Origin of the sequence: Daejeonella sp. (assembly GCF_030695525.1) — a bacterium.
GTDB lineage: Bacteria > Bacteroidota > Bacteroidia > Sphingobacteriales > Sphingobacteriaceae > Daejeonella.
Window position 1 is genome coordinate 35,505 of record NZ_JAUYSS010000053.1, and the last position, 21,128, is coordinate 56,632.

Sequence of the window (21,128 nt, forward strand, 5' to 3'; positions counted from 1 at the left end):
GTAAAAAGGATTATTAGAACTGAAATAAGCATGAAGTTAGTTGTATTAGATGGTTATACCTTAAATCCCGGGGATTTGACCTGGGAGGGAATAAAACAATTCGGGAACCTGGAGGTGCATGATCGCACACCTGAAAGCCTGATCGTAGAGCGTTGTCAGGGAGCAGAGATCATTTTTACGAACAAGACCCCGCTCAGGGAGTCTGTACTTTCTCAGCTACCTGACCTGAAATACATCGGAGTTCTGGCAACAGGTTACAATGTAGTGGATGTAGACTATGCAAAAACCAGAGGGATTGCAGTGGCCAATGTACCTGGTTATGGTACGGCATCTGTGGTACAAATGACCTTCGCCTTATTGCTGGAATTATGCCAGCATGTACAGAGCCATAGCGATTCGGTTCGTCAGGGCGACTGGGCAGCATCACCCGATTTTTGTTACTGGAATTATCCATTGATTGAGTTAGAAGGAAAAACAATTGGAATCATTGGTTTCGGCAGTATCGGGCAGAAAGTGGCAGATATTGCAACGGCTTTTGGAATGAATATTCTGGGTTATTCCAGGACCAAATCAGATCAATCGCATCGAAAAAATTTCAAATGGGCTGAACTGAATCAGCTCTTGAAGGAGTCGGATGTGGTGAGTGTTCACTGTCCGCTTTTCCCTGATACACAGGGCATTATTAATAAAGACACTTTGAAACTTATGAAGCCCAGTGCTTTCTTCTTGAATACCTCCAGAGGGCCGCTGATGGTTGATCAGGATCTGGCAGACGCATTAAACAAGGGAATCATAGCAGGCGCAGGGATTGATGTGTTATCAGTAGAACCTCCATCGGCAGACAATCCTTTGTTTAAGGCGAAGAATTGCCTGATTACTCCCCATATTGCATGGGCAACTAAAGAAGCCCGTTCCAGATTGATGGGAATTGCAGAAAAAAATTTATCTTCATTCCTTAATCAAAAACCTGTTAATATTGTAAATAAATAAATAAAACCAAAAATTAAATGATTATGAAAAAGTACTCTCTATTATTTCTTATTTCAGCAGCCTTATTAAGTTGTAATCCTAAGCAGGAAGATGCTGCAAAACAGGAAACAACAGCTGTTGCTGATACTGTAGATATTGAAGCTCGTTTAAAGGAATTAAATATAGAGCTTACAACTCCGAAGCCACCGACAGCTAATTTCGTAAAAACTGTACGTGTAGGTAACCTCGTGTATACTTCAGGTCACGGTCCTGACCGGGCAGAAGGTGGGCCTTTAACAGGCAGAGTTGGTGGCGATTTAAGCCTGGAGCAGGGTCAGGAAGCTGCGCGTTTAACAGGTATTTCGTTACTCTCGAGCTTAAAGGCTGAAATTGGTGACCTGAACAAAGTAAAGCGTGTGGTTAAAGTATTAGGGATGGTTCAGTCTACTCCTGAATTTAAAGATCAGCCGAAGGTGATGAATGCATTCTCTGATATGATGGTTGATATTTTCGGAGAGAAAGGCAAGCATGCCCGCTCAGCTGTAGGTATGAACGCATTACCTGGAAACATTGCTGTAGAAATTGAAATTATTGTCGAAGTAGAGGATTAATAATTCCTAAAAGACATACACTCCTAATTTTAATGCTGATTTACTTTTCTTCTGGATTTGGTAGATCAGCATTAATTTTTTAAAGACCGTTGATTTAATTTAATGTTTTATCAGAATTATTTCAAAATGAAAAAGTATTTTCTAATATCCCTGATCGCTCTTGTTTTAACAGGCTGTAATTCTGCACCAAATGAGAGGGACAAAGAGGCTCCAAAGGCTGAACATATTGATTTCGATAAGCACCTTAAGGATCTGAACATAGTGCTTGCGGAGCCAAGTGCACCCTTAGCCAGCTACGTAAAGACTGTCCGTGTGGGAAATCTAGTGTATACAGCCGGGCATGGACCTGATAAGCCGGATGGCAGCAGGATTACCGGAAGGCTTGGTGATGATTTAACCCTGGAGCAAGGCCAGGAAGCTGCACGCTTAACCGGTATTTCATTGCTTTCGAGTTTAAAGGCAGAACTCGGTGATTTGAATAAAGTGAAGCGAATAGTTAAGGTTTTAGGGATGGTGCAATCAGCTCCGGATTTTAAAGATCAGCCTAAAGTGATGAATGCATTTTCTGATCTGATGGTAGAAGTATTTGGAGAGAAGGGTAAACATACCCGTTCAGCTGTAGGTATGTCAGCGCTTCCGGCAAATTGGGCCACAGAAATTGAAATGGTAATAGAGGTTGAAGATTAAAATAGAACTGATTCTAACATAATGCATATTCTGATTGCTCCTAATGCCTTTAAACATAGCCTTACTGCAAATGAGACTGCTGATGCTATTCAGGAGGGTTTGAAACGCAGTGGGTTAAATTTTACTTCTGAATGCTTCCCTATTGCAGACGGTGGTGATGGTACCGGACATTTAATCGTCGAGAAATGTGGTGGAATCTGGCATGAGTATGATGTTCACGATCCATTAGGGCGCCTGATAAAAGCTTCGCTGGGTATAATAGATCAGGGTAAAACCGCAGTTATTGAAATGGCTGATGCTTCGGGCATCCGTTTGTTAAATGAGGATGAAAGATCCCCTCTAATGGCTACTTCTTTTGGAACCGGGGAATTAATCAGTTTTGCTTTGGACAGGCAGGTCGAAAGGATTATCATAGGTCTTGGAGGTTCTGCCACTGTCGATGGAGGAGTTGGAATTTTAAGTGCTCTGGGTATGAAATTCAGGGATGCTGATGGGCTCGAATTGGCAGCGGTGCCGGTTAATATGGCGTGCTTCCATCATATTGATGCCTCAATGTTTGATGATCGGGTCTTGAAATGTCATATCACCGTACTTTGCGATGTAGATAATTTACTCCTCGGCGAACAAGGATCAGCAGCAGTTTTTGGTCCTCAAAAGGGAGCAAGCCCGGAAGATGTAAAACTTCTGGATCTGGCATTGGCCAATTTGTCGGAGATTGCTTTTAAGTCGACCGGAATCAAAATGAATGAAATTATTCATGGAGGAGCTGCAGGTGGTATCGCTGCGGCTTTACGGGCATTTTTTAAGGCAGATTTAGTGAATGGGGGAGAACATTTTTTACAAATAACCGGTTTTCATGAAAGTTTGAAGAATGCCGATTTGCTGATAACCGGAGAGGGTAGTCTTGATGAGCAGACTTTGCAGGGAAAAGGCCCTTTTGCTGTAGCCAAATATGCAAAGGAGAAAGGCATCCCGGTTATCGGGCTTGCCGGGAAAGTGCCGCTGATGGATCATCCTGAGTTGAATAAATATTTCGACCTGCTGCTGGCTATTGGCAATCAGCCTAATGATCTGGAAACTGCGATGAAATTTACCGCTTCTAACCTGATCCGCACTTCCTTAATTGTGGGGAGGTTTCTGTCTTTAACAAAAAGTTCATAATATTTTTTTTTATTTAGATTGAATTTTTCGATTCTGAATAAGGGCTAACAAATAAACATGAAAAATTTCCTGTTAATTATTCTCGTATTTTCAATCCATCCTCTGTTCGCTCAAGGTCTGAAGCAAAAAATCGAAAATGCCTATCGATCTTTTGAATCTGATCCCCAAATGAAATATGCCAGTAGCTCATTAAGTGTATTAAATGCAGAGACCGCTGCAGTGATTTTTTCTGAAAATGGAAATACTGGTCTGGCGAGTGCCTCTACACTCAAAACAATTACTTCTGCCACTGCCTATCATATACTGGGGAAAGATTTTACCTGGGAAACCACACTGGGTTATTCAGGTTCAATTTCAGCTAATGGAACCCTTAATGGGGACCTCATCATTACCGGAGGGGGTGACCCTTCCCTGGGAAGTGAGCGGTATGATCAGAGCAGGTCTGAGTTGATCCTGAAGAAATGGGCTGATGCCCTGACAAGAGCCGGGGTTAAAAACATCAGTGGCCAAATCATTGCCGATGATCGTTTGTTTGGAACAGAAACTATGCCCGGTGGCTGGACCTGGCAGGATATGGGCAATTATTATGGTGCCGGTCCCTCTTCACTGACCTGGCGCGAGAATCAGTTTGATATGCATTTTAGACCCGGCAGAGTTGGAGAACCCGCAGAGCTTTTGAGAACTGATCCCGAGATGTCATACCTTAAGATTATTAATGAAGTTAAGACCGGTGCGCCGGGTACAGGTGATATGGTTTATGCCTTTTCTGCACCATTTTCAACTGTAATTTATCTCAGGGGAACTTATGGTGTAGATCTTAAGAAAGCAATTTCAGCCTCAGTTCCTGACCCGGCTTTTGATCTGGCCTATCGGTTCCAGAATAAGTTAAAGCAATTGGATATTCAGGTTGAAAAAGGGGTGCTTACTTCAAGGTTATTGACAGCAAATAGATTGCCTTTACTGCCTCAATCAAAGATCATCTCGGTTCATACCTCTCCTCCGCTTTATGAAATTGTATACTGGTTTAATCAGAAAAGTATCAACCTTTTTGGGGAGCACCTGATAAAAACAATTGCCTGGAAAGAAGGGAAAGAAATTACAATAAGTCAGGGAACTAAACTAGTGAAGGATTTCTGGAAAAATAAAATTTCCATAGACCCTGCTGCGATGAATGTTTATGATGGAAGCGGTCTATCCCCGGCAAACCGGGTCACAAGCCTGGCTATGGCTAAGGTGCTTCAATCCCTAAAAAAAGAGGATTGGTTTGAGAGCTATTTCAATAGTTTTCCGCAGAATAATAATATGAAAATGAAAAGCGGAACAATTAGTGATGTAATCGCATATACAGGATATCATACTTCCGCTTCAGGAACCCCACTGGTATTTTCATTTATCATTAATAATTATAATGGAAGTAGCTCTGGCATCAGGCAGAAAATGTTCAGGGTACTCAATACCCTTAAATGAGCAATCCTGAAATTAATTTGCATTAGCCCTCAATTTTTTGTAGATTAATATATTCAACTCGTTAAAAAGGAGGTGTTTATGAACTTAGTTCAAAAAATAGAGCACTGGGGCGATGTACATCACGCGAAGTGGCTCGATTCAATCAGGATAGTACTTGGACTTGTAATTTTAAGTAAAGGACTAGCTTTTATCAGCGATACTGAAGCGCAGAAGGACTGGATTATTCAAAACAGTGTTTTTGGATTTTCTGGCCTGATGGCACTTGCGCTGGTGCATACAGTCGCTTTTGCCCACCTGGTAGGAGGCGTTTTAATTACCCTGGGACTTGTAACCCGTTTTGCCGCTGTTATTCAGATCCCAATACTTTTGGGAGCGGTCTTTTTCGTGAACCTGACCAAGGGTTTCTCTCCACTTAATTCAGAACTTTGGTTATCGGTTCTGGTCTTGATGCTGCTTATCCTTTTCTGGATATTGGGTTCGGGACCTTATTCTGTTGATCAATGGTTAAAAGGTTCAAGAGGCAGATAACTAATTTTCGGAGGCCTTAATAGTATTCTTGAATAATATTCCTGTCATATTTTCATCCAAATCTCCTTTCGGGATGAAATAGCGTATTTTCGTTTCATGTCTAAGGCCATTATTATTGGTGCAGGTATTGCCGGAATTGCCGCTGCTATCCGTCTGGCTATAAAGGGTAAGCAGGTTGATGTTTTTGAAGCCTCTGCTCAGGCGGGAGGAAAACTCTCTGAGATCAGGCTAGGGGCTTTTCGTTTCGATGCCGGGCCAAGTTTATTTACCATGCCTCAGTATGTTGATGAGCTATTTCGTCTTGCAGGTAAAAATCCGGATGATTATTTTAAGTATGAGAAGCTGGATACCATCTGCAAATATTTTTATGAAGACAATACCCGGATCAATGCCTTCGCTGATCCTGTCAGGTTTTCAGAAGAAATTGCAGCGAAGACCAATGATACAGCTGAGTCTGTGATCAACTATTTAAATAAAAGCAGGGATATCTATGAGATAACAAATCCTGTTTTTCTGCAAAGATCATTACACAAACTGCGGAGTTACCTGAATATAGGAACTTTAAAATCACTTTTGCGCTTCCATCAGATTGATGCTTTCCGTTCCATGAATCGAGCCAATGAGGCCAGGTTTAAGGATAGCCGAACAATTCGCCTTTTTAACCGCTACGCTACCTATAATGGTTCCAACCCTTATAAAGCCCCCGCGACACTTAATGTAATTCCCCATTTTGAACAGCATTTTGGTGCATATTTTCCTGTTGGAGGAATGTATGCCATTGTCAGCTCACTGACAAAACTGGCGGTAGACCTTGGAGTGAAATTTCACTTTAATTCCTATGTTGATGAAATTGATATAAAAAATAATAGGGTAGTTGGTCTTCGCTGTGGAGGGGAGAGTCACACCGCTGATCTGATCATTTCCAATATGGATGTTTGGTATACCTATACCCGATTAATGAGGGGTATCAAGGTTCCTGAACGCTTGAAAAATCAGGAACGCAGCAGTTCTGCCCTGATCTTTTACTGGGGAATGAGTACTTCCTTTACTGATTTAGGTCTGCACAATATATTTTTTACGGAAAATTATCAGGAAGAATTCAGGCAGATATGGGAAGAGAAATGTGTAGGTTCTGATCCAACTGTGTATGTTCATATTAGTTCTAAAAGCAATCCTCAGGATGCTCCGGAAGGATCAGAAAACTGGTTTACAATGATCAATGTGCCTTCGGATACTGGTCAGGACTGGGATGAACTGATCCGGATTTCCAGAAAAAATATTATTGAAAAACTTTCCAGGAATCTGGGTAAAGACATCAGTCAACTGATTAGCTGTGAATCTGTACTGGATCCAAGAGGGATTGACTCAAAGACTTTTTCTTACCAGGGTTCATTGTATGGCAGCAGTTCTAATAGTCAGTTTTCGGCTTTTTTAAGGCATGCTAATTTTTCAACGGGAATTAAGGGCTTGTATTTTGCAGGTGGCAGTGTACATCCCGGGGGCGGGATACCGCTTGCACTGCTTTCAGCAAAAATAGTTGTTAACCTGATTAAGTAATATTTTGGATGTTCTTTCTTTAAGTATTTTCAGGATTATAAAAAATTATATCTTTAAGTATGCTTGAACCACGCCGGAACAAAATTATATTTCAATTCTTCTCCTGGTATATTAATAGAATTATTAAATCAGATTTTGAAGAGCTGAAATTTAACAAAACAGAGTATGATACCGAAAGGTCAATTTTATTATTGGCCAATCACTGTTCATGGTGGGATGGCTTTTTGATGTTTCAGATCAACCGGCTTTATTTCAAAAAAAAATTCCATGTGATGATTACCGAAGAAAACTACCGAAAGGTTTGGTTTTTAAAATACCTGGGTAGTTTTTCGGTAAAAAAGAATTCCAGAAGTGCGATCGAAACATTGGAATATGCCGGAAATCTGTTAAATGATCCTGAAAATCTGGTACTTATTTTTCCTCAGGGTAAGCTGTATTCCGGGCATGTAGATGAGGTTCAGTTTCAAAAGGGTTTAATCAATCTGATTAACAGTTCAACCCGCAAATTCCAGTATATTTTTGCTGCCAGCTTTGTCGATTATTTTGAGCATCGCAAGCCGGTAATGACTTGTTATCTTCAGGATTGGGAAGGAGCTGAGTTTACCAGTCTGCAGCTAATTAAAAGTGCATATAATAAACATTATGAATCATCGCGGCATAAACAATGCGCGATTCAAGTATAAGCATGATCCTTATTTACTTTATTTATTTTTTTCTTATCCTTAGGTTTACAGTAACGCTGTTTAACTTCATCTCTAATCCGAAACTGACCAAGACCGGAAAAAAATACAATGACCTGGTTTCAATTCTAATCCCGGCCAGGGATGAGGAACTAAATATCATAGATCTGCTCGAGTCTATCCTTGATCAGGATTATCAAAACTATGAAGTCATCGTGCTTGATGATCATTCTTCTGACCAAACCTTTAAGCTTTGTTCTGATTTCTGTGAAATGCACAAACGTTTTAAAGTCTTAAAGGGCAAGGCTCTCCCTAAAGATTGGCTGGGAAAGAATTATGCATGTTCCCAGCTTGCTGAGATGGCAAATGGCAATTATTTAATTTTTCTTGATGCGGATGAAACGATCTCCGATGGACTGATTAATAATTCCATACACCGGATGAAACTAAATAAGCTTAGTCTGCTCAGTATTTTTACAGATCAGGTGACACTTACATGGGGTGAACGTTTAGTGGTTCCGCTGATGCATTTCCTTTTGCTTAATCTCTTGCCGCTTCGGCTGGTCAGGTTATCAGGCAATCCATCTTTTTCGGCTGCAAGCGGACAGTTTATGATGTTTGATGCTGATAATTACAAATCGAATCTATGGCACGAGCAGGTGAAGGGAAAAGTGGTTGAGGATATTGAAATCATGAAACTGATCAAGGTTAATGGGTACAATGGAGAGACGCTACTGGCAAACGGATATATTCATTGCCGTATGTACCGGTCATTTTCAGAAGCAGTGGAAGGCTTTAGTAAGAACTTTTTTGCAGGGTTTAATTATAGTGTATTCGGCCTTTTCTTTTACCTCCTGCTTGTGGTGCTGGGGCCAATAGCAATCACTTATTTTCTTGGGATTGAGCTGGTATTGTTTGCATTATCCCTGATTGTATTAAGCAGAATAATGATTTCCTTACTTTCAGGACAAAGTGTTTGGCGGAATGTTTTACTCCATCCATTTCAATTATTATGTATGCTATTTATTTCGGTTCAATCTGTGAAGAAACATTTTACTAAGACCATACTCTGGAAGGGTAGGATAATAAGAAAGCGATCATGAGCAGGATAATACTTTGTAGTGTAATCATAGTACTATTTCACCTTGTTGGTCTCTATGGTTTTCTGACTCCTGCCTTTGAAGAGCTTTTCATAAAGCTGGTTCCCTTCCATTTATTGCTGATGCTGCTGCTTATGATTCTTACAGTTAATGACAAATCTAATGATCTTATAAAATTTGCCATTGTGATTTATCTGGCCGGTTTTTTTATTGAAGTAATAGGGGTTAATACCGGTTGGATCTTTGGAAACTACACCTATGGAACCGCCCTGGGAGCTAAATTATGGGCTACTCCGCTTCTCATTGGTGTAAACTGGTTAATTCTGGTTTATTGTACCGGGGTGTTTCTGCACTATTTTAATCTTAAAAGCAAGCTGATATTTTCTGCATTGGGTGCAGGTATATTACTGGGTATGGATTTCCTGATTGAGCCTGTGGCAATCAGATTTGATTACTGGTCCTGGTATGGAGGCATTATTCCAATACAAAACTACCTGGGATGGTATATTTTTTCTTTTATTCTATTCCTGTTTTTTTCAGGTTTAAATTTTAGAAAGAAGAATAATGCTGCAATTGTGCTTCTTTTTGCACAGTTCGGTTTTTTCCTTATCCTTAATTTATGGGCTTTCTGACGAACATTTTAGTATTTTTGTAATTAAATCCGCTGAATTTCAGCAATTGAGAAAAAACAATGGAATATAATCTGAAGGTAACGATTGATCAGGATTCGGGATTCTGTTTTGGAGTTGTCTATGCAATTGATATGGCTGAGGAAATTCTGGCCGAAGATGGTTACCTGTATTGTTTGGGCGATATCGTGCATAATGATGAAGAAGTAAATCGTTTAAAAGCTATGGGGCTTAAGATTATTTCTCATGAGGATTTGTTGAACATTAAAAATGAGAAAGTGCTGATCCGTGCACATGGTGAAGCACCAGAAACATACCGCCTGGCACTTGAGAATAACATTACCCTGATTGATGCATCCTGCCCGGTAGTGTTAAAGCTTCAGAATCGGGTTAAGAATTCTTATGATAATAATGAAAAGGTGCTTCTGTTTGGTAAACATGGGCATGCCGAAGTTATTGGCTTGCAGGGGCAGACAAATAACGATGCGCTTGTATTTCAGGATATATCGGAACTTGATAAGGTTGATCTCCCTCAGAAATTTACCCTGTACAGCCAGACAACTAAAAGTACCGCGAAGTTTTATGAAATAAAGGATGAATTGATCAGGCGTGGGTACGAGATTAAAGCAAACGACACGATTTGCAGGCAGGTTTCAAGCAGGGATGAAGATCTTAGAAAGTTTGTTGTTAACTATGATCATATCGTTTTTGTTTCTGGTAAAAAGTCTTCGAACGGAAAAGTTTTATATGAAGTTTGTAAGAGTATTAACCCAAATACTTACTTTATCTCAAGCGAAGAAGAATTATCAAGAGAAATGTTCAGACCTGGCGATAAGATCGGAATTTGTGGCGCAACTTCCACCCCCTTATGGTTAATGCAAAAAGTGAAGGCCATTTTGGATGGATATTGATAAATAAAACTATGTCCGGGCATCAGTCAAATACAGGTTTAATAATTGCAATGCTTGTGATCGGATTGTGGGTTTTATGTATTATAAATCTGATGATGTGGAATGTGAATCTGCAGAATCCGGCACTCTATCTAATGATCCTGGTCCAGATGCATTTGTATACTGGATTGTTTATCACCGCACATGATGCCATGCATGGTACAGTATCTTCGAAGCCCGGACTGAATAAATTCATCGGTCAGCTTTGCACTGCATTATATGCTTGCTTCCCCTTCAGCAAACTTTACGAAAAACATCATAAACATCACAAGCATGTGCATACTGAACTTGACCCAGATTATCACGAAGGAAACTTTATAACCTGGTATATCAGTTTTATCAGGGAATATTTATCCTGGTGGCAGATTGTACTTATGGCTCTGATCTATAACGTGCTTAAGCTATGGATAGCCGAAGTAAACCTCATCTTATTCTGGGTCTTGCCATCCTTACTCAGCACCTTGCAATTGTTTTATTTTGGTACCTGGCTTCCTCATCATGGGGAACATTCAAACAAACATCAGTCGGCTACCCAAAAGAAAAATCATATCATTGCTTTCTTTTCCTGTTATTTTTTTGGATATCATTATGAACATCATGATTCACCCGGAACCCCCTGGTGGAAACTCTGGAAATTGAAGAACTGATTCCAAAATGTTTTTCTAACGTCAAATAGAGAGAAGCATTTTTAATAAATGATTCCTAAGACTATCTTTGCCGCTCTTTAGTAGTCATATGAGCAAGCAAGGTATTTTATTAGTTAATTTAGGAACTCCTGATAGTCCCTCAAATGCAAATGTTCGCAAATACCTGGATGAATTCCTGATGGATGAACGGGTAATTGATATTAATCCCGTTTCCAGAGCATTGCTTGTTAAGGGCATTATTGTTCCTTTCCGGGGCCCGAAATCTGCAAAATTATACAGGGAAATCTGGTCCGACACAACCGGATCCCCATTAATGCATTACAGTCTGCTACAGAGGGATCTTCTGCAGCAACGCTTAGGTAATGATTACCAGGTAGAACTCGCCATGCGCTACCAAAGTCCATCAATTGAGAGTGCCTTAAATAAATTAAAGGATGCCCAGGTCAGCAGTATCAAAGTTATACCAATGTTTCCTCATTACGCTTCCGCAAGTACCGGTTCGGTTCTGGAAAAAGTAATGGAGCTGGTCAGAAAATGGCAAACAATTCCAAATATTTCTTTCATCAATTCTTTTCATGATAATGAATTGATGATAGAGGCTTTTTGTGACAATGGCAGAAAACATAAACCTGAAACATACGATCACGTATTGTTCAGTTTTCATGGTTTGCCTGAAAGGCAACTTGTTAAATCAGACCATTCACAAAAACATTGCCTTAAAGTTGAGAATTGCTGTTCCACGTTGACCGACAATAATAAATTTTGCTATTCAGCACAATGTCATGACACTGCCCGTTTAATTGCTGATAAACTTGGCCTCAGTAAGGATAAATATTCGGTTTGCTTTCAATCGCGTTTAGGTAAAGATCCTTGGGTGCAGCCTTATACAAGTGTGGTCATAGAAGAATTGGCAGAAAAGGGAGTTAAAAGCTTATTGGTATTTTGTCCCGCTTTTGTTGCAGATTGCCTTGAAACAGTCTATGAAGTAACGGTTGAATATGGTGATGAATTTAAGACTTTGGGTGGTGAACATGTACAATTGGTTGAGAGTTTAAATGATCATCCTTTGTGGATTGAAGCATTGGAGGGAATGGTGAAGGCATAAAAAAATGGAAAAAATTCTTGATTGCCAAGAAAAATTTCGTAAATTGTTTATGTGAAAGATAAGAACATAAAAAATACAACAGCCAAACCTTATCCAGCTTCTGATATTCAAGGTTCTGTAGTTTCTGAAACAATGGTTCATTACCAGTTAATGTATGCCAATGACATCGCTCTTCTTACTCATTCAAAAATAGGGTTAAACGCTAAAGCAGCCCTTGATTTTATATCCCTTTCAGGCTTTTCCTATCAGGAGTTTCAGGAAACTTTTAATACAACTGTTAAAACTATTCAGAACTATGTCTTACAAGATATGAAACTGGATGCCGCCCTCAGTGAGAAACTGCTTAAGTCTTTTGCCTTGTTTAATAAAGGAATTGAACTGTTTGGTTCCCCCAGGGCTTTTCATGATTGGCTTAACACTTCAGCATACGGGCTTGGCAATAAAATACCCTATAATTTGATGGATACTATTACTGGCATTTCCTTAATTGAAGAAGAACTTATCCGTATAGAATACGGTGATCTTGCATAAATGCTAGTTTACAGGATTACACTGGCTAAGTATGCTCAAGGTTTATTAGCATCAGGCAGAGCGGCGAGGTGGAATTCCAACGACTGGGAAATGATCTACACATCTTCATCACAGTCTTTAGCTTGCCTAGAAAATGTTGTTCACCGGAGCCAGATAGGACTTTCTGATCAATTTCGTTTATTAACTATTGAAATACCCGAAAGAATTGCAATAGTTTCATTGGATTTAACACAATTACCTGGGCAGTGGTATATTTTTGAAAATATGAACATCACTCAGCACCTTGGTGATCAATGGCTGAAACAAGCAGATAATGCTGTGCTGAGGGTTCCTTCATCCATTATTCAATCTGAATTTAACTATTTATTAAATCCCAGTCATGCTGATTTTAGATTAATCAAACTCTTAAACGTTGAGCCTTTCAAATTCGATGAAAGAATTAAACGTTGAACTTAATGTGTTCAATAATCTTCCGGGTAGCACCTGTATGCTCCTGAATATAATTACGTGCAATATCGCCCGATTGCTTATTGGCTATAAAATAAAGAAATGCACTTTCCAACTCACCTGCATTAGAAATGCTTATGGCTCCTTTTAATGATACCAGATCCACAGCTTCTTTAAATTTCAGGTATTCCGGTCCGAAAATAACCGGTAATCCGAAGGCTAGAGCCTCCTGAGTGTTGTGGATCCCTTTACCAAATCCGCCACCGATATAGGCCATCTTACCATACTGATAAACAGAGGAAAGTATTCCTATATTATCAATAATGAGTGTTTGCTGATTTCCGGGTTCCGAAGACCGGACACTTGCTGCTGAATAAGTAATATGATCAGTGAATAAGTCTTTAAGCTCATTAATCCGGCTATCACTAACCTCATGCGGGGCTATTATAAACTTCCAATCAGGATATTTTTTTACCAGATAATGCAATAGCTTTTCATCTTCAGGCCAGGTACTCCCTGCTATGAAAATGCTTTTATCACCGCAAAATTCTTCAATTAAGGGTATTTTTTTTATTGTAAGGATATTTTCAGCCACTCTGTCGAAGCGCGTATCCCCGCTAACTGTAACATTCCTGACTTGAATCTTCTCTAAAAGCTCCCGGCTACATTCATCCTGCACAAAAATATGGCTTACCCATTTTAACATCTTCCTGTGCAAACCTCCATACCATTTAAAAAAAACCTGCTCTTTTCTGAATATTCCGGAGATCACATAGAGAGGAATATTATTTTTATGTAATTCTTCAAAGTAATGATACCAATAGTCATATTTAGTAAAGATGGCCATCTCTGGATTTAATAGTCGGATAAACTCTTTGGCATTTGTTCTGGTATCTGCCGGAAGATAAAATACAAAATCAGCCAGGGCATAATCCTTCCTGATTTCATATCCTGAGGGAGAGAAAAAAGTAATAATAATTGGTAGTTCAGGATTCTCTGATTTTAAGCGTTCAAGTACCGGCCTTCCTTGCTCAAATTCACCCAATGAGGCAAAATGAAACCAGGTATAGCGTTTGTTTTTGTACAGTCTGCTTTCTATTAATTGTATGAGTCCTTTTCTTCCACTGATCCATGCCGCAGCTTTTTTATTCCTCAGGGAAGCAATCCGAATGAAAAGTGTATAAAAATAAATACCTGTATTGTACAAAAAAAGCATTTTGAATATAATTCTTATCTTCGTCGAAGTTAAGGTTAAATCTTTTAAATAGTCTTCGTCAATAGATGAAAATAGCAGTTGTTGGTACAGGATATGTAGGCTTAGTGACCGGTACTTGCCTTGCCGAAACAGGGAATACAGTTACCTGTGTGGATATAAATGAGGAAAAAGTTAAAATGATGCAGGCATATAAATTGCCAATCTATGAGCCTGGTCTGGATATACTTTTTCATAGAAATATAGAACAAGGGAGGTTGAAATTTACTACCATTCTTGTTGAGGCAATCCAGGATGCCCAAATAATATTTCTTGCCTTGCCAACACCTCCGGCAGGTGATGGTGCAGCAGACCTGAGTTTTGTACTCGGTGCAGCTAAGGATATCGCTAAACTCATCACTGGATATAAGGTTATAGTGACTAAATCAACAGTGCCGGTTGGTACTGCAGATAAAGTGATTAAGGTATTTATTGAAAATACATCAGTTGAAGTGGATGTGGTCTCAAATCCGGAATTTTTACGGGAAGGGGTTGCTGTCGACGACTTCATGAAACCCGACAGGGTTGTTGTGGGTACACAAAGTCTGAGAGCCCAAAAGCTGATGGCAGAGTTATATAGCCCTTATGTTAGACAAGGGAATCCAATCATTTTTATGGATACCCGATCTTCTGAACTGACAAAATATGCGGCTAATTCGTTCCTTGCAACAAAAATTACCTTCATGAACGAGATAGCCAATTTATGTGAACTTGTCGGGGCAGATGTGGATGCAGTCAGGAGGGGAATAGGAGCAGATGACCGCATTGGTAAGCGTTTTTTGTTTCCGGGTGTTGGGTATGGAGGTAGTTGTTTCCCAAAGGATGTTCAGGCTCTGGCCAGATCTGCCTCTGAAAATAACTATGATTTTAAAATCCTCAACTCTGTAATGGAAATTAATGATTCTCAACGGGTAAGACTGGTTGAAAAAGTTAGAAATTACTATAAGGGGGATATCCAAGGAAAGAAAATCGCTATCTGGGGACTGGCCTTCAAGCCTGAAACTGATGATATACGTGAAGCCCCCGCCCTTTATATTATTGAAGAATTACTCAGGGAGGGTGCTTTGATTAGGGCCTTTGACCCGGAGGCTATGGGCAATGTAAAAAAACTTCTGGGCGATAAAATTTCATACGGTGAAAACCAGTATGACACATTGAAAGATGCCGACGCCCTATTGATTGTTACAGAATGGTCGGTATTCAGGACGCCTGATTTTGACAGAATAGCTGAATTAATGAAGACTAAAGTGATTTTTGATGGGCGTAACTTGTATGATCTTCAAAAGATGATCGATTGCGGGTTTTATTACAATAGCATTGGGCGAAAAACTGTAGAATAATGAATCAGCGAAAACGTATTTTAATAACAGGTGCGGCAGGTTTTCTTGGCTCTCATCTCTGCGACCGCTTTATTAAGGAGGGTTTTCATGTGATTGCGATGGATAATCTCATTACCGGAGATCTTCGCAATATAGAACATCTTTTTCCTCTTGAAAATTTCGAATTCTATCATCATGATGTTTCAAAGTTTGTTTATGTTGCCGGAGAATTGGATTATATCCTGCATTTTGCATCTCCTGCCAGCCCGATTGATTATTTAAGAATTCCTATTCAAACTTTAAAGGTCGGATCATTGGGAATTCATAATCTTCTGGGATTAGCACGATCCAAGAAATCAAGAATTTTAATTGCTTCAACATCAGAGGTTTATGGCGACCCTGCCGTAAATCCGCAACCAGAAGAATATTGGGGGAATGTTAATCCTGTGGGTCCCAGAGGTGTTTACGACGAAGCCAAACGTTTTCAGGAAGCTATGACAATGGCCTATCATACTTTTCATGGTTTAGAAACACGTATTGTAAGGATATTTAATACCTATGGACCAAGGATGCGCTTAAACGATGGAAGAGTATTGCCTGCATTTATCGGACAGGCTTTGCGGGGAGAAGACCTTACCGTATTTGGTGATGGTTCCCAAACGCGATCTTTTTGTTATGTAGACGATCTGGTCGAGGGCATTTACCGATTATTATTTTCTGATTATGCATTACCTGTAAATATTGGCAACCCTGATGAAATCACCATTCGTGAGTTTGGAGAAGAGATTATCAAACTTACCGGAACCAAACAAAAAATGATATTTACAGATTTGCCTACCGATGATCCTAAACAACGAAGACCGGATATTACTAAAGCCAGGGCAATTCTGGGCTGGGAACCAAAGGTCAATCGCGCAGAAGGATTGAAAATTACTTATGATTATTTTAAATCATTGCCTGAACAGGAAATAAAACATAAGGATTTCACTTATTACAACAACAAATAATGTCAGGGAAGAAAATTTTAGTTACAGGTGGAACCGGATATATTGGCTCACATACTGTTGTTGAATTGATCAATGCAGGTTACGAGCCCGTGGTGATTGACAACCTCTCGAATTCAAGCCCGAAGATTGTTGACCAGATAATGAAGATCACAGGTATAAGACCTGAATTTTACAATTTCGATCTTTGTGATGAAAAGTTAACCCGCGAATTTTTAGAATCGCATAGTGATATCACCGGATTAATACATTTTGCAGCATTCAAAAGTGTTGGAGAATCAGAAAGGGAGCCCTTGAAGTATTATAAAAACAATTTATATTCCCTGATCAACCTGCTCGATGCCTGTTCTAATCGAAAGATGAACCTCGTATTTTCATCGAGTTGTACAGTTTACGGAGAGCCTGATATTTTACCTGTCAACGAACTTGCTCCGGTAAAAAAGGCTGAGTCAACCTATGGAAGTACGAAACAGATCGCTGAAGAAATATTGGAGGAGGTAGCGGGTGTTAGTGAAAATCTTAAAGTAATCGCCCTGCGTTATTTTAATCCGGTTGGTGCACATGCATCGTCCCTTATTGGAGAATTGCCTATCGGTGTTCCGCAAAATCTGGTACCATTTATTACCCAGGCAGCCATAGGAAAGCGTGGAAATATCATTGTATTTGGTGATGATTATAATACCTCCGATGGAACCTGTGTCAGGGATTACATACATGTTGTAGATCTTGCAAAAGCCCATGTTGCTGCAATCAGGCAGATGGAAAATGTAAAGAATAAAAAGAAGTTTGATATTTTTAACATAGGTACCGGCAAAGGAAACTCTGTCCTGGAAGTGATTCATGCATTTGAATCTGCAACCGGTCAGAAATTAAATTATACGATTGGAAAGCGTAGAGCCGGGGATATTGAGCAGATCTATGGCGATGTAAGCAAGGCTGAAGTTGAATTGTCATGGAAGGCAGAATTGGGTATTCAGGATATGATGAGTTCTGCCTGGGACTGGGAAAAGTATATCAAGCAAAATCCATTGTAATCGGAACTGATTCAAACCAGCATTTCATGGCTTATAGCAATTAAGTAAAAAAATTATCAGGGAATGAAGAAAATATTGATTACCGGAGGAGCAGGATTCATCGGATCACATGTGGTCAGGCGATTTGTGATCAATTATCCTGAATATCAGATCATTAATTTAGATAAGCTTACCTATGCCGGCAATCTCCTTAACCTGAAGGATATCGAGGATAAGCCTAATTATAAATTTATCAAAGGGGATATTGTTGATGCCGGATTTATCGACAAAGTATTTTCTGAAGAGCAAATCGAGGCTGTAATTCATCTTGCGGCTGAGTCGCATGTCGACCGCTCGATCAGCAGTCCGCTTGAATTTGTAATGACCAATGTTGTTGGAACTGTAAACCTGTTAAATTCTGCACGACATCAATGGAAGGATGATTATAAGTCACGCAGGTTTTATCATGTTTCAACAGACGAAGTTTATGGGAGCCTTGGAGAGGATGGTCTTTTTACAGAGAAAACGGCTTACGATCCGCACAGCCCCTATTCTGCATCTAAAGCAAGCTCTGACCATTTTGTAAGGTCATATCATGATACTTACGGGATTGATGTAGTGATTTCAAATTGCTCCAATAATTATGGTTCCTTTCATTTCCCTGAGAAACTGATCCCACTCTCGATCAATAATATTAAAAATAACATTGCCATCCCTGTTTATGGGAAGGGGGAAAATATACGTGATTGGTTATGGGTTGAAGACCATGCCAGGGCAATTGATGTGATCTTTCATCAGGCTTCAGGCGGAAGTACTTATAATGTAGGCGGGCACAACGAATGGAAGAATATAGACCTTATTCGTTTACTTTGTAAGATTATGGATAAAAAGCTGGGAAGAGAGCCCGGCTCATCTTCCAGATTGATCACATTTGTTACCGACCGTGCAGGACATGATTTAAGATATGCAATCGACTCATCGAAACTCCAGAATGATCTTGACTGGAAGCCTAGTTTACAATTTGAAGAGGGGTTGGAAAAAACGGTTGACTGGTACCTGCAAAATGAGGAATGGCTACAGAGTGTAACATCAGGTAGCTACCAGTCTTATTATAATGAGCAATACGGTAAGAGATAACACCCCTTTGTCTTGGCTCTTGGCTCCTGATTCTTTTTTAAACTATTCGTATCTCAATGACTCCACCGGATCCATTTTACTCGCCTTAACCGCAGGATAAAGTCCGGAGATCAATCCAACTCCAATACATAAAGTCAATCCTAGAATGGTCCAGCCCCATGGCATTATAAACGAACCGCCCATGACCATGGAAAGCAGGTTGCCGATCAGAATACCTAGAAAAACGCCGGTTATACCTCCCATCAGGCAAATAACGATTGCTTCAATAAGAAATTGACGCCTGATAACAATAGGAGTAGCACCAATAGCCTTTCGTATCCCGATTTCACGAGTACGCTCGGTTACAGAAACGATCATGATATTCATTAGGGCAATTGCAGCACCAATCAAGGTGATGGCCCCTATCACGATACCTCCGATCCTGACGAATTTTAAATTGTCGACCAGGGTTTGTGCAATGGCATCACTTTTTGTGATCTCAAAATTGTTATCATCGGCAACCTTCAAATTGCGGATATTTCTGAAAAGAGAGGTTGCTTCACCAATTGCCGCTTCCATCTGATTTGGGTCATCACTCATTACCGAAATAGTGTAGGATGGGTTCTGAATAGTCATGACCTGTTTGGCTCTGTATAGCGGAATCACACAAATTTTATCACCCCCAAAACCGACACTGGATCCTTTCGCTGCCAAAATACCTATGATACGGAATTTGTTATTTCCGATACTAATCGTTTTATTAATGGGGTCTACATTTGGGAAGAGCCGTGTTTTTATCTCATCCCCAATAATTACTACACTGGTGCCAAATTCCAGTTCTGATTGAGAGAAATTTCTTCCAGAAGCCATTTTATAACCCGCAGACTGAATATAATTTTCATCCGCTCCCAATACAGAGATATTTGGATTGGTCTTTTCATTGCCATATTTTACGGTACCTCCGAAAGAGGCAAATACGTTTACAGATATCATTGCCGGAAAATTAAAACTGCTTTTAAATTCCGTGGCCTGTCTGTAATCAATTGACTTATAGCGCTTTGGTCTTTGGCCTCCACCTCCAATACGAATCCCGATACCCCGGTTTCTAATTGTAAATGAATTTGCCCCCATGCTTGAGAATGTATTATTCAGGGAACCTTCTATGGCATCAATGGAAGTTAAAATGCCGACAAGTGCAGTTAAACCGATGGCAATGATAATAGCGGTTAAAAATGTCCTTAGCTTGTTACCCTTAACGGATTGCATAGCCACTTTGACATTTTCCGAATAACTCATTTTTGTTGCCATAGTATAAATATAAAAAGTCCTGCTGTTTTGACAGCAGGACTTCATGAAATGTTACAAATATTTTGTTAAACTGAAAACGATGTACCGCAACCGCAGGTACTGCTGGCATTTGGGTTGCTAAAAGTGAAGCCCCGGGCATTTAATCCATCTTTGAAATCTACCTCCATGCCTGCCAGATATAATCCATGGGCTTTATGCATAAAAACCCTGATGCCGTCAATAAAATACTCCTGATCACCATCTTTTTGCTGATCAAATCCGAGTACATAATTCATTCCGGCACATCCACCACCTTCAACACCCAAACGTAATCCGTATTCTTCACCTAACTCCTGTTGCTGAATGAGTTTTATGATTTCTTTTTTTGCACCATCAGTCAGAGTAACCGGTGCTGTAAGATTTGCAATTTCTGTACTCATAATTCTTTTAAAATCTTATCACAAATATACATGAAATTGCTCACTTTTGTTTTGACCGCAGTCATTTTGACTATCTGATAACAATTGCATACCCATGAACGAAACTGAATTTATACTTGATCTACTGAAATATGCTCTGGCCGGATTGATTGTGTTCTTCGCGGGATGGTTCGTAATTAAGAATTACCTTAATGAAAAGCTTAATTTCCAGCGAATGGAACTTAAAAGGGCAGCACTCAAACACACCTTGCCACTCAGGCTACAGGCATATGAACGAACCGTTTTGTTTCTTGAAAGAATTAATCCATCGAGTATGCTCATCCGTCTGCATACACCGGGAATGAGCGCACGTGAAATGCAGGGATTAATTATTTCAGATATTCGGGCAGAATATCAGCACAATATTTCGCAGCAGATATATGTCAGCAATAGAGCATGGGCAACAGTTAAACAGGTGAAGGAAGATACAATTAGTATGATTAACAGCGCTGTGCATGCATTGCCTGAAAATGCGTCTTCTGTCGATTTAAGTAGGGCAGTCCTTAGCCATTTGGCGAATCTGGAAACAGAAAATCCATATGAACTTGCTTTAACAATTGTTAAGGCAGATATGCAATCTTTATTTTAA

At 39.8% G+C, this 21,128-nt stretch carries 23 protein-coding genes; 20 read left to right on the forward strand and 3 right to left on the reverse strand.

Features of this window, described 5'->3' with window-relative positions; genetic code table 11:
* Nucleotides 1-30: 30 nt before the first annotated feature.
* From Q8S11_RS12400 to Q8S11_RS12470, 15 genes are all read left to right on the forward strand, one after another.
* Nucleotides 31-990 carry a D-2-hydroxyacid dehydrogenase gene (locus tag Q8S11_RS12400; RefSeq protein WP_305662425.1) on the forward strand — a complete coding sequence of 320 codons (960 nt, stop codon included), beginning with the start codon at nucleotides 31-33 and terminating at the stop codon, nucleotides 988-990.
* A 23-nt stretch (nucleotides 991-1,013) separates the two neighbouring features.
* Nucleotides 1,014-1,580: a RidA family protein gene (locus tag Q8S11_RS12405; protein ID WP_305662426.1), complete on the forward strand. Its 567-nt coding sequence runs from the start codon at nucleotides 1,014-1,016 to the stop codon at nucleotides 1,578-1,580.
* A 126-nt stretch (nucleotides 1,581-1,706) separates the two neighbouring features.
* Entirely contained in the window at nucleotides 1,707-2,267 is a 561-nt protein-coding gene (locus Q8S11_RS12410; protein ID WP_305662427.1) for a RidA family protein, read from the forward strand.
* A gap of 21 nt (nucleotides 2,268-2,288) precedes the next feature.
* Nucleotides 2,289-3,428: a glycerate kinase gene (locus Q8S11_RS12415; protein ID WP_305662428.1), complete on the forward strand. Its 1,140-nt coding sequence runs from the start codon at nucleotides 2,289-2,291 to the stop codon at nucleotides 3,426-3,428.
* A gap of 57 nt (nucleotides 3,429-3,485) precedes the next feature.
* Nucleotides 3,486-4,895, forward strand: coding sequence for a D-alanyl-D-alanine carboxypeptidase/D-alanyl-D-alanine-endopeptidase (dacB, locus tag Q8S11_RS12420; protein ID WP_305662429.1), 1,410 nt, complete (start codon nucleotides 3,486-3,488; stop codon nucleotides 4,893-4,895).
* A 78-nt stretch (nucleotides 4,896-4,973) separates the two neighbouring features.
* Nucleotides 4,974-5,423 carry a DoxX family protein gene (locus tag Q8S11_RS12425; protein WP_305662430.1) on the forward strand — a complete coding sequence of 150 codons (450 nt, stop codon included), beginning with the start codon at nucleotides 4,974-4,976 and terminating at the stop codon, nucleotides 5,421-5,423.
* A 96-nt stretch (nucleotides 5,424-5,519) separates the two neighbouring features.
* Entirely contained in the window at nucleotides 5,520-6,980 is a 1,461-nt protein-coding gene (crtD, locus tag Q8S11_RS12430; protein WP_305662431.1) for a 1-hydroxycarotenoid 3,4-desaturase CrtD, read from the forward strand.
* Nucleotides 6,981-7,039: 59 nt separating this feature from the next.
* The gene (locus Q8S11_RS12435) at nucleotides 7,040-7,663 is read left to right on the forward strand and encodes a lysophospholipid acyltransferase family protein (protein WP_305662432.1); all 624 of its coding nucleotides are present in this window, start codon (nucleotides 7,040-7,042) and stop codon (nucleotides 7,661-7,663) included.
* Nucleotides 7,645-8,763: a glycosyltransferase family 2 protein gene (locus Q8S11_RS12440; RefSeq protein WP_305662433.1), complete on the forward strand. Its 1,119-nt coding sequence runs from the start codon at nucleotides 7,645-7,647 to the stop codon at nucleotides 8,761-8,763. Before Q8S11_RS12435 ends, Q8S11_RS12440 begins: the two co-directional genes overlap by 19 nt.
* A complete protein-coding gene (locus Q8S11_RS12445) occupies nucleotides 8,760-9,392 on the forward strand; it encodes a carotenoid biosynthesis protein (RefSeq protein WP_305662434.1) in 633 nt (210 codons plus the stop codon). Before Q8S11_RS12440 ends, Q8S11_RS12445 begins: the two co-directional genes overlap by 4 nt.
* A 59-nt stretch (nucleotides 9,393-9,451) precedes the next feature.
* The gene (locus tag Q8S11_RS12450) at nucleotides 9,452-10,300 is read left to right on the forward strand and encodes a 4-hydroxy-3-methylbut-2-enyl diphosphate reductase (protein WP_305662435.1); all 849 of its coding nucleotides are present in this window, start codon (nucleotides 9,452-9,454) and stop codon (nucleotides 10,298-10,300) included.
* An 11-nt stretch (nucleotides 10,301-10,311) separates the two neighbouring features.
* A complete protein-coding gene (locus Q8S11_RS12455; RefSeq protein ID WP_305662436.1) occupies nucleotides 10,312-10,986 on the forward strand; it encodes a fatty acid desaturase in 675 nt (224 codons plus the stop codon).
* Nucleotides 10,987-11,074: 88 nt separating this feature from the next.
* Nucleotides 11,075-12,091: a ferrochelatase gene (hemH, locus tag Q8S11_RS12460; protein ID WP_305662437.1), complete on the forward strand. Its 1,017-nt coding sequence runs from the start codon at nucleotides 11,075-11,077 to the stop codon at nucleotides 12,089-12,091.
* 51 nt (nucleotides 12,092-12,142) lie between these two features.
* Complete coding sequence (locus tag Q8S11_RS12465; RefSeq protein ID WP_305662438.1) at nucleotides 12,143-12,622, forward strand: MbcA/ParS/Xre antitoxin family protein; 480 nt, start codon at nucleotides 12,143-12,145, stop codon at nucleotides 12,620-12,622.
* Complete coding sequence (locus Q8S11_RS12470; RefSeq protein WP_305662439.1) at nucleotides 12,623-13,072, forward strand: RES family NAD+ phosphorylase; 450 nt, start codon at nucleotides 12,623-12,625, stop codon at nucleotides 13,070-13,072.
* Here Q8S11_RS12470 and Q8S11_RS12475 read toward each other — a convergent pair.
* Nucleotides 13,062-14,285 carry a 3-deoxy-D-manno-octulosonic acid transferase gene (locus Q8S11_RS12475; RefSeq protein WP_305662440.1) on the reverse strand — a complete coding sequence of 408 codons (1,224 nt, stop codon included), beginning with the start codon at nucleotides 14,283-14,285 and terminating at the stop codon, nucleotides 13,062-13,064. The two genes, Q8S11_RS12470 and Q8S11_RS12475, sit on opposite strands and share 11 nt — an antisense overlap.
* A gap of 65 nt (nucleotides 14,286-14,350) precedes the next feature.
* Between Q8S11_RS12475 and Q8S11_RS12480 the strand changes: the two genes are divergently transcribed.
* The 4 genes from Q8S11_RS12480 (at nucleotide 14,351) to rfbB (ending at nucleotide 18,794) form a co-directional block, all read left to right on the forward strand.
* Complete coding sequence (locus Q8S11_RS12480) at nucleotides 14,351-15,661, forward strand: UDP-glucose/GDP-mannose dehydrogenase family protein (RefSeq protein WP_305662441.1); 1,311 nt, start codon at nucleotides 14,351-14,353, stop codon at nucleotides 15,659-15,661.
* The gene (locus tag Q8S11_RS12485; RefSeq protein ID WP_305662442.1) at nucleotides 15,661-16,647 is read left to right on the forward strand and encodes a UDP-glucuronic acid decarboxylase family protein; all 987 of its coding nucleotides are present in this window, start codon (nucleotides 15,661-15,663) and stop codon (nucleotides 16,645-16,647) included. Before Q8S11_RS12480 ends, Q8S11_RS12485 begins: the two co-directional genes overlap by 1 nt.
* Nucleotides 16,647-17,678, forward strand: coding sequence for a UDP-glucose 4-epimerase GalE (gene galE / locus Q8S11_RS12490; protein WP_305662443.1), 1,032 nt, complete (start codon nucleotides 16,647-16,649; stop codon nucleotides 17,676-17,678). The genes Q8S11_RS12485 and galE overlap by 1 nt, the downstream gene beginning before the upstream one ends.
* Before the next feature lie 63 nt (nucleotides 17,679-17,741).
* The gene (gene rfbB / locus Q8S11_RS12495; RefSeq protein ID WP_305662444.1) at nucleotides 17,742-18,794 is read left to right on the forward strand and encodes a dTDP-glucose 4,6-dehydratase; all 1,053 of its coding nucleotides are present in this window, start codon (nucleotides 17,742-17,744) and stop codon (nucleotides 18,792-18,794) included.
* A gap of 42 nt (nucleotides 18,795-18,836) precedes the next feature.
* On the opposite strand, the gene Q8S11_RS12500 is transcribed toward rfbB, so the two are convergent.
* The gene (locus Q8S11_RS12500) at nucleotides 18,837-20,081 is read right to left on the reverse strand and encodes an ABC transporter permease (RefSeq protein WP_305662445.1); all 1,245 of its coding nucleotides are present in this window, start codon (nucleotides 20,079-20,081) and stop codon (nucleotides 18,837-18,839) included.
* Nucleotides 20,082-20,146: 65 nt separating this feature from the next.
* Nucleotides 20,147-20,500, reverse strand: coding sequence for an iron-sulfur cluster assembly accessory protein (locus tag Q8S11_RS12505; protein WP_305662446.1), 354 nt, complete (start codon nucleotides 20,498-20,500; stop codon nucleotides 20,147-20,149).
* A gap of 94 nt (nucleotides 20,501-20,594) precedes the next feature.
* Here Q8S11_RS12505 and Q8S11_RS12510 point away from each other — a divergent pair, with 94 nt between their 5' ends.
* On the forward strand, nucleotides 20,595-21,128 hold the full coding sequence (locus Q8S11_RS12510; RefSeq protein WP_305662447.1) for a hypothetical protein: 534 nt from the start codon (nucleotides 20,595-20,597) through the stop codon (nucleotides 21,126-21,128).

Excerpts from the sequence above, each read along its gene's own strand:
- Q8S11_RS12505 (WP_305662446.1), bottom strand. The coding sequence starts at position 20,500 with ATGAGTACAGAAATTGCAAATCTTACAGCACCGGTTACTCTGACTGAT.
- Q8S11_RS12445 (WP_305662434.1), top strand. The coding sequence starts at position 8,760 with ATGAGCAGGATAATACTTTGTAGTGTAATCATAGTACTATTTCACCTT.
- Q8S11_RS12480 (WP_305662441.1), top strand. The coding sequence starts at position 14,351 with ATGAAAATAGCAGTTGTTGGTACAGGATATGTAGGCTTAGTGACCGGT.
- Q8S11_RS12470 (WP_305662439.1), top strand. The coding sequence starts at position 12,623 with ATGCTAGTTTACAGGATTACACTGGCTAAGTATGCTCAAGGTTTATTA.
- Q8S11_RS12405 (WP_305662426.1), top strand. The coding sequence starts at position 1,014 with ATGAAAAAGTACTCTCTATTATTTCTTATTTCAGCAGCCTTATTAAGT.
- dacB (WP_305662429.1), top strand. The coding sequence starts at position 3,486 with ATGAAAAATTTCCTGTTAATTATTCTCGTATTTTCAATCCATCCTCTG.
- Q8S11_RS12485 (WP_305662442.1), top strand. The coding sequence starts at position 15,661 with ATGAATCAGCGAAAACGTATTTTAATAACAGGTGCGGCAGGTTTTCTT.
- Q8S11_RS12410 (WP_305662427.1), top strand. The coding sequence starts at position 1,707 with ATGAAAAAGTATTTTCTAATATCCCTGATCGCTCTTGTTTTAACAGGC.
- galE (WP_305662443.1), top strand. The coding sequence starts at position 16,647 with ATGTCAGGGAAGAAAATTTTAGTTACAGGTGGAACCGGATATATTGGC.
- Q8S11_RS12440 (WP_305662433.1), top strand. The coding sequence starts at position 7,645 with ATGCGCGATTCAAGTATAAGCATGATCCTTATTTACTTTATTTATTTT.
- Q8S11_RS12455 (WP_305662436.1), top strand. The coding sequence starts at position 10,312 with ATGTCCGGGCATCAGTCAAATACAGGTTTAATAATTGCAATGCTTGTG.
- hemH (WP_305662437.1), top strand. The coding sequence starts at position 11,075 with ATGAGCAAGCAAGGTATTTTATTAGTTAATTTAGGAACTCCTGATAGT.
- Q8S11_RS12415 (WP_305662428.1), top strand. The coding sequence starts at position 2,289 with ATGCATATTCTGATTGCTCCTAATGCCTTTAAACATAGCCTTACTGCA.
- Q8S11_RS12475 (WP_305662440.1), bottom strand. The coding sequence starts at position 14,285 with ATGCTTTTTTTGTACAATACAGGTATTTATTTTTATACACTTTTCATT.
- Q8S11_RS12400 (WP_305662425.1), top strand. The coding sequence starts at position 31 with ATGAAGTTAGTTGTATTAGATGGTTATACCTTAAATCCCGGGGATTTG.
- Q8S11_RS12510 (WP_305662447.1), top strand. The coding sequence starts at position 20,595 with ATGAACGAAACTGAATTTATACTTGATCTACTGAAATATGCTCTGGCC.
- Q8S11_RS12435 (WP_305662432.1), top strand. The coding sequence starts at position 7,040 with ATGCTTGAACCACGCCGGAACAAAATTATATTTCAATTCTTCTCCTGG.
- crtD (WP_305662431.1), top strand. The coding sequence starts at position 5,520 with ATGTCTAAGGCCATTATTATTGGTGCAGGTATTGCCGGAATTGCCGCT.
- Q8S11_RS12425 (WP_305662430.1), top strand. The coding sequence starts at position 4,974 with ATGAACTTAGTTCAAAAAATAGAGCACTGGGGCGATGTACATCACGCG.
- Q8S11_RS12450 (WP_305662435.1), top strand. The coding sequence starts at position 9,452 with ATGGAATATAATCTGAAGGTAACGATTGATCAGGATTCGGGATTCTGT.
- Q8S11_RS12500 (WP_305662445.1), bottom strand. The coding sequence starts at position 20,081 with ATGGCAACAAAAATGAGTTATTCGGAAAATGTCAAAGTGGCTATGCAA.
- rfbB (WP_305662444.1), top strand. The coding sequence starts at position 17,742 with ATGAAGAAAATATTGATTACCGGAGGAGCAGGATTCATCGGATCACAT.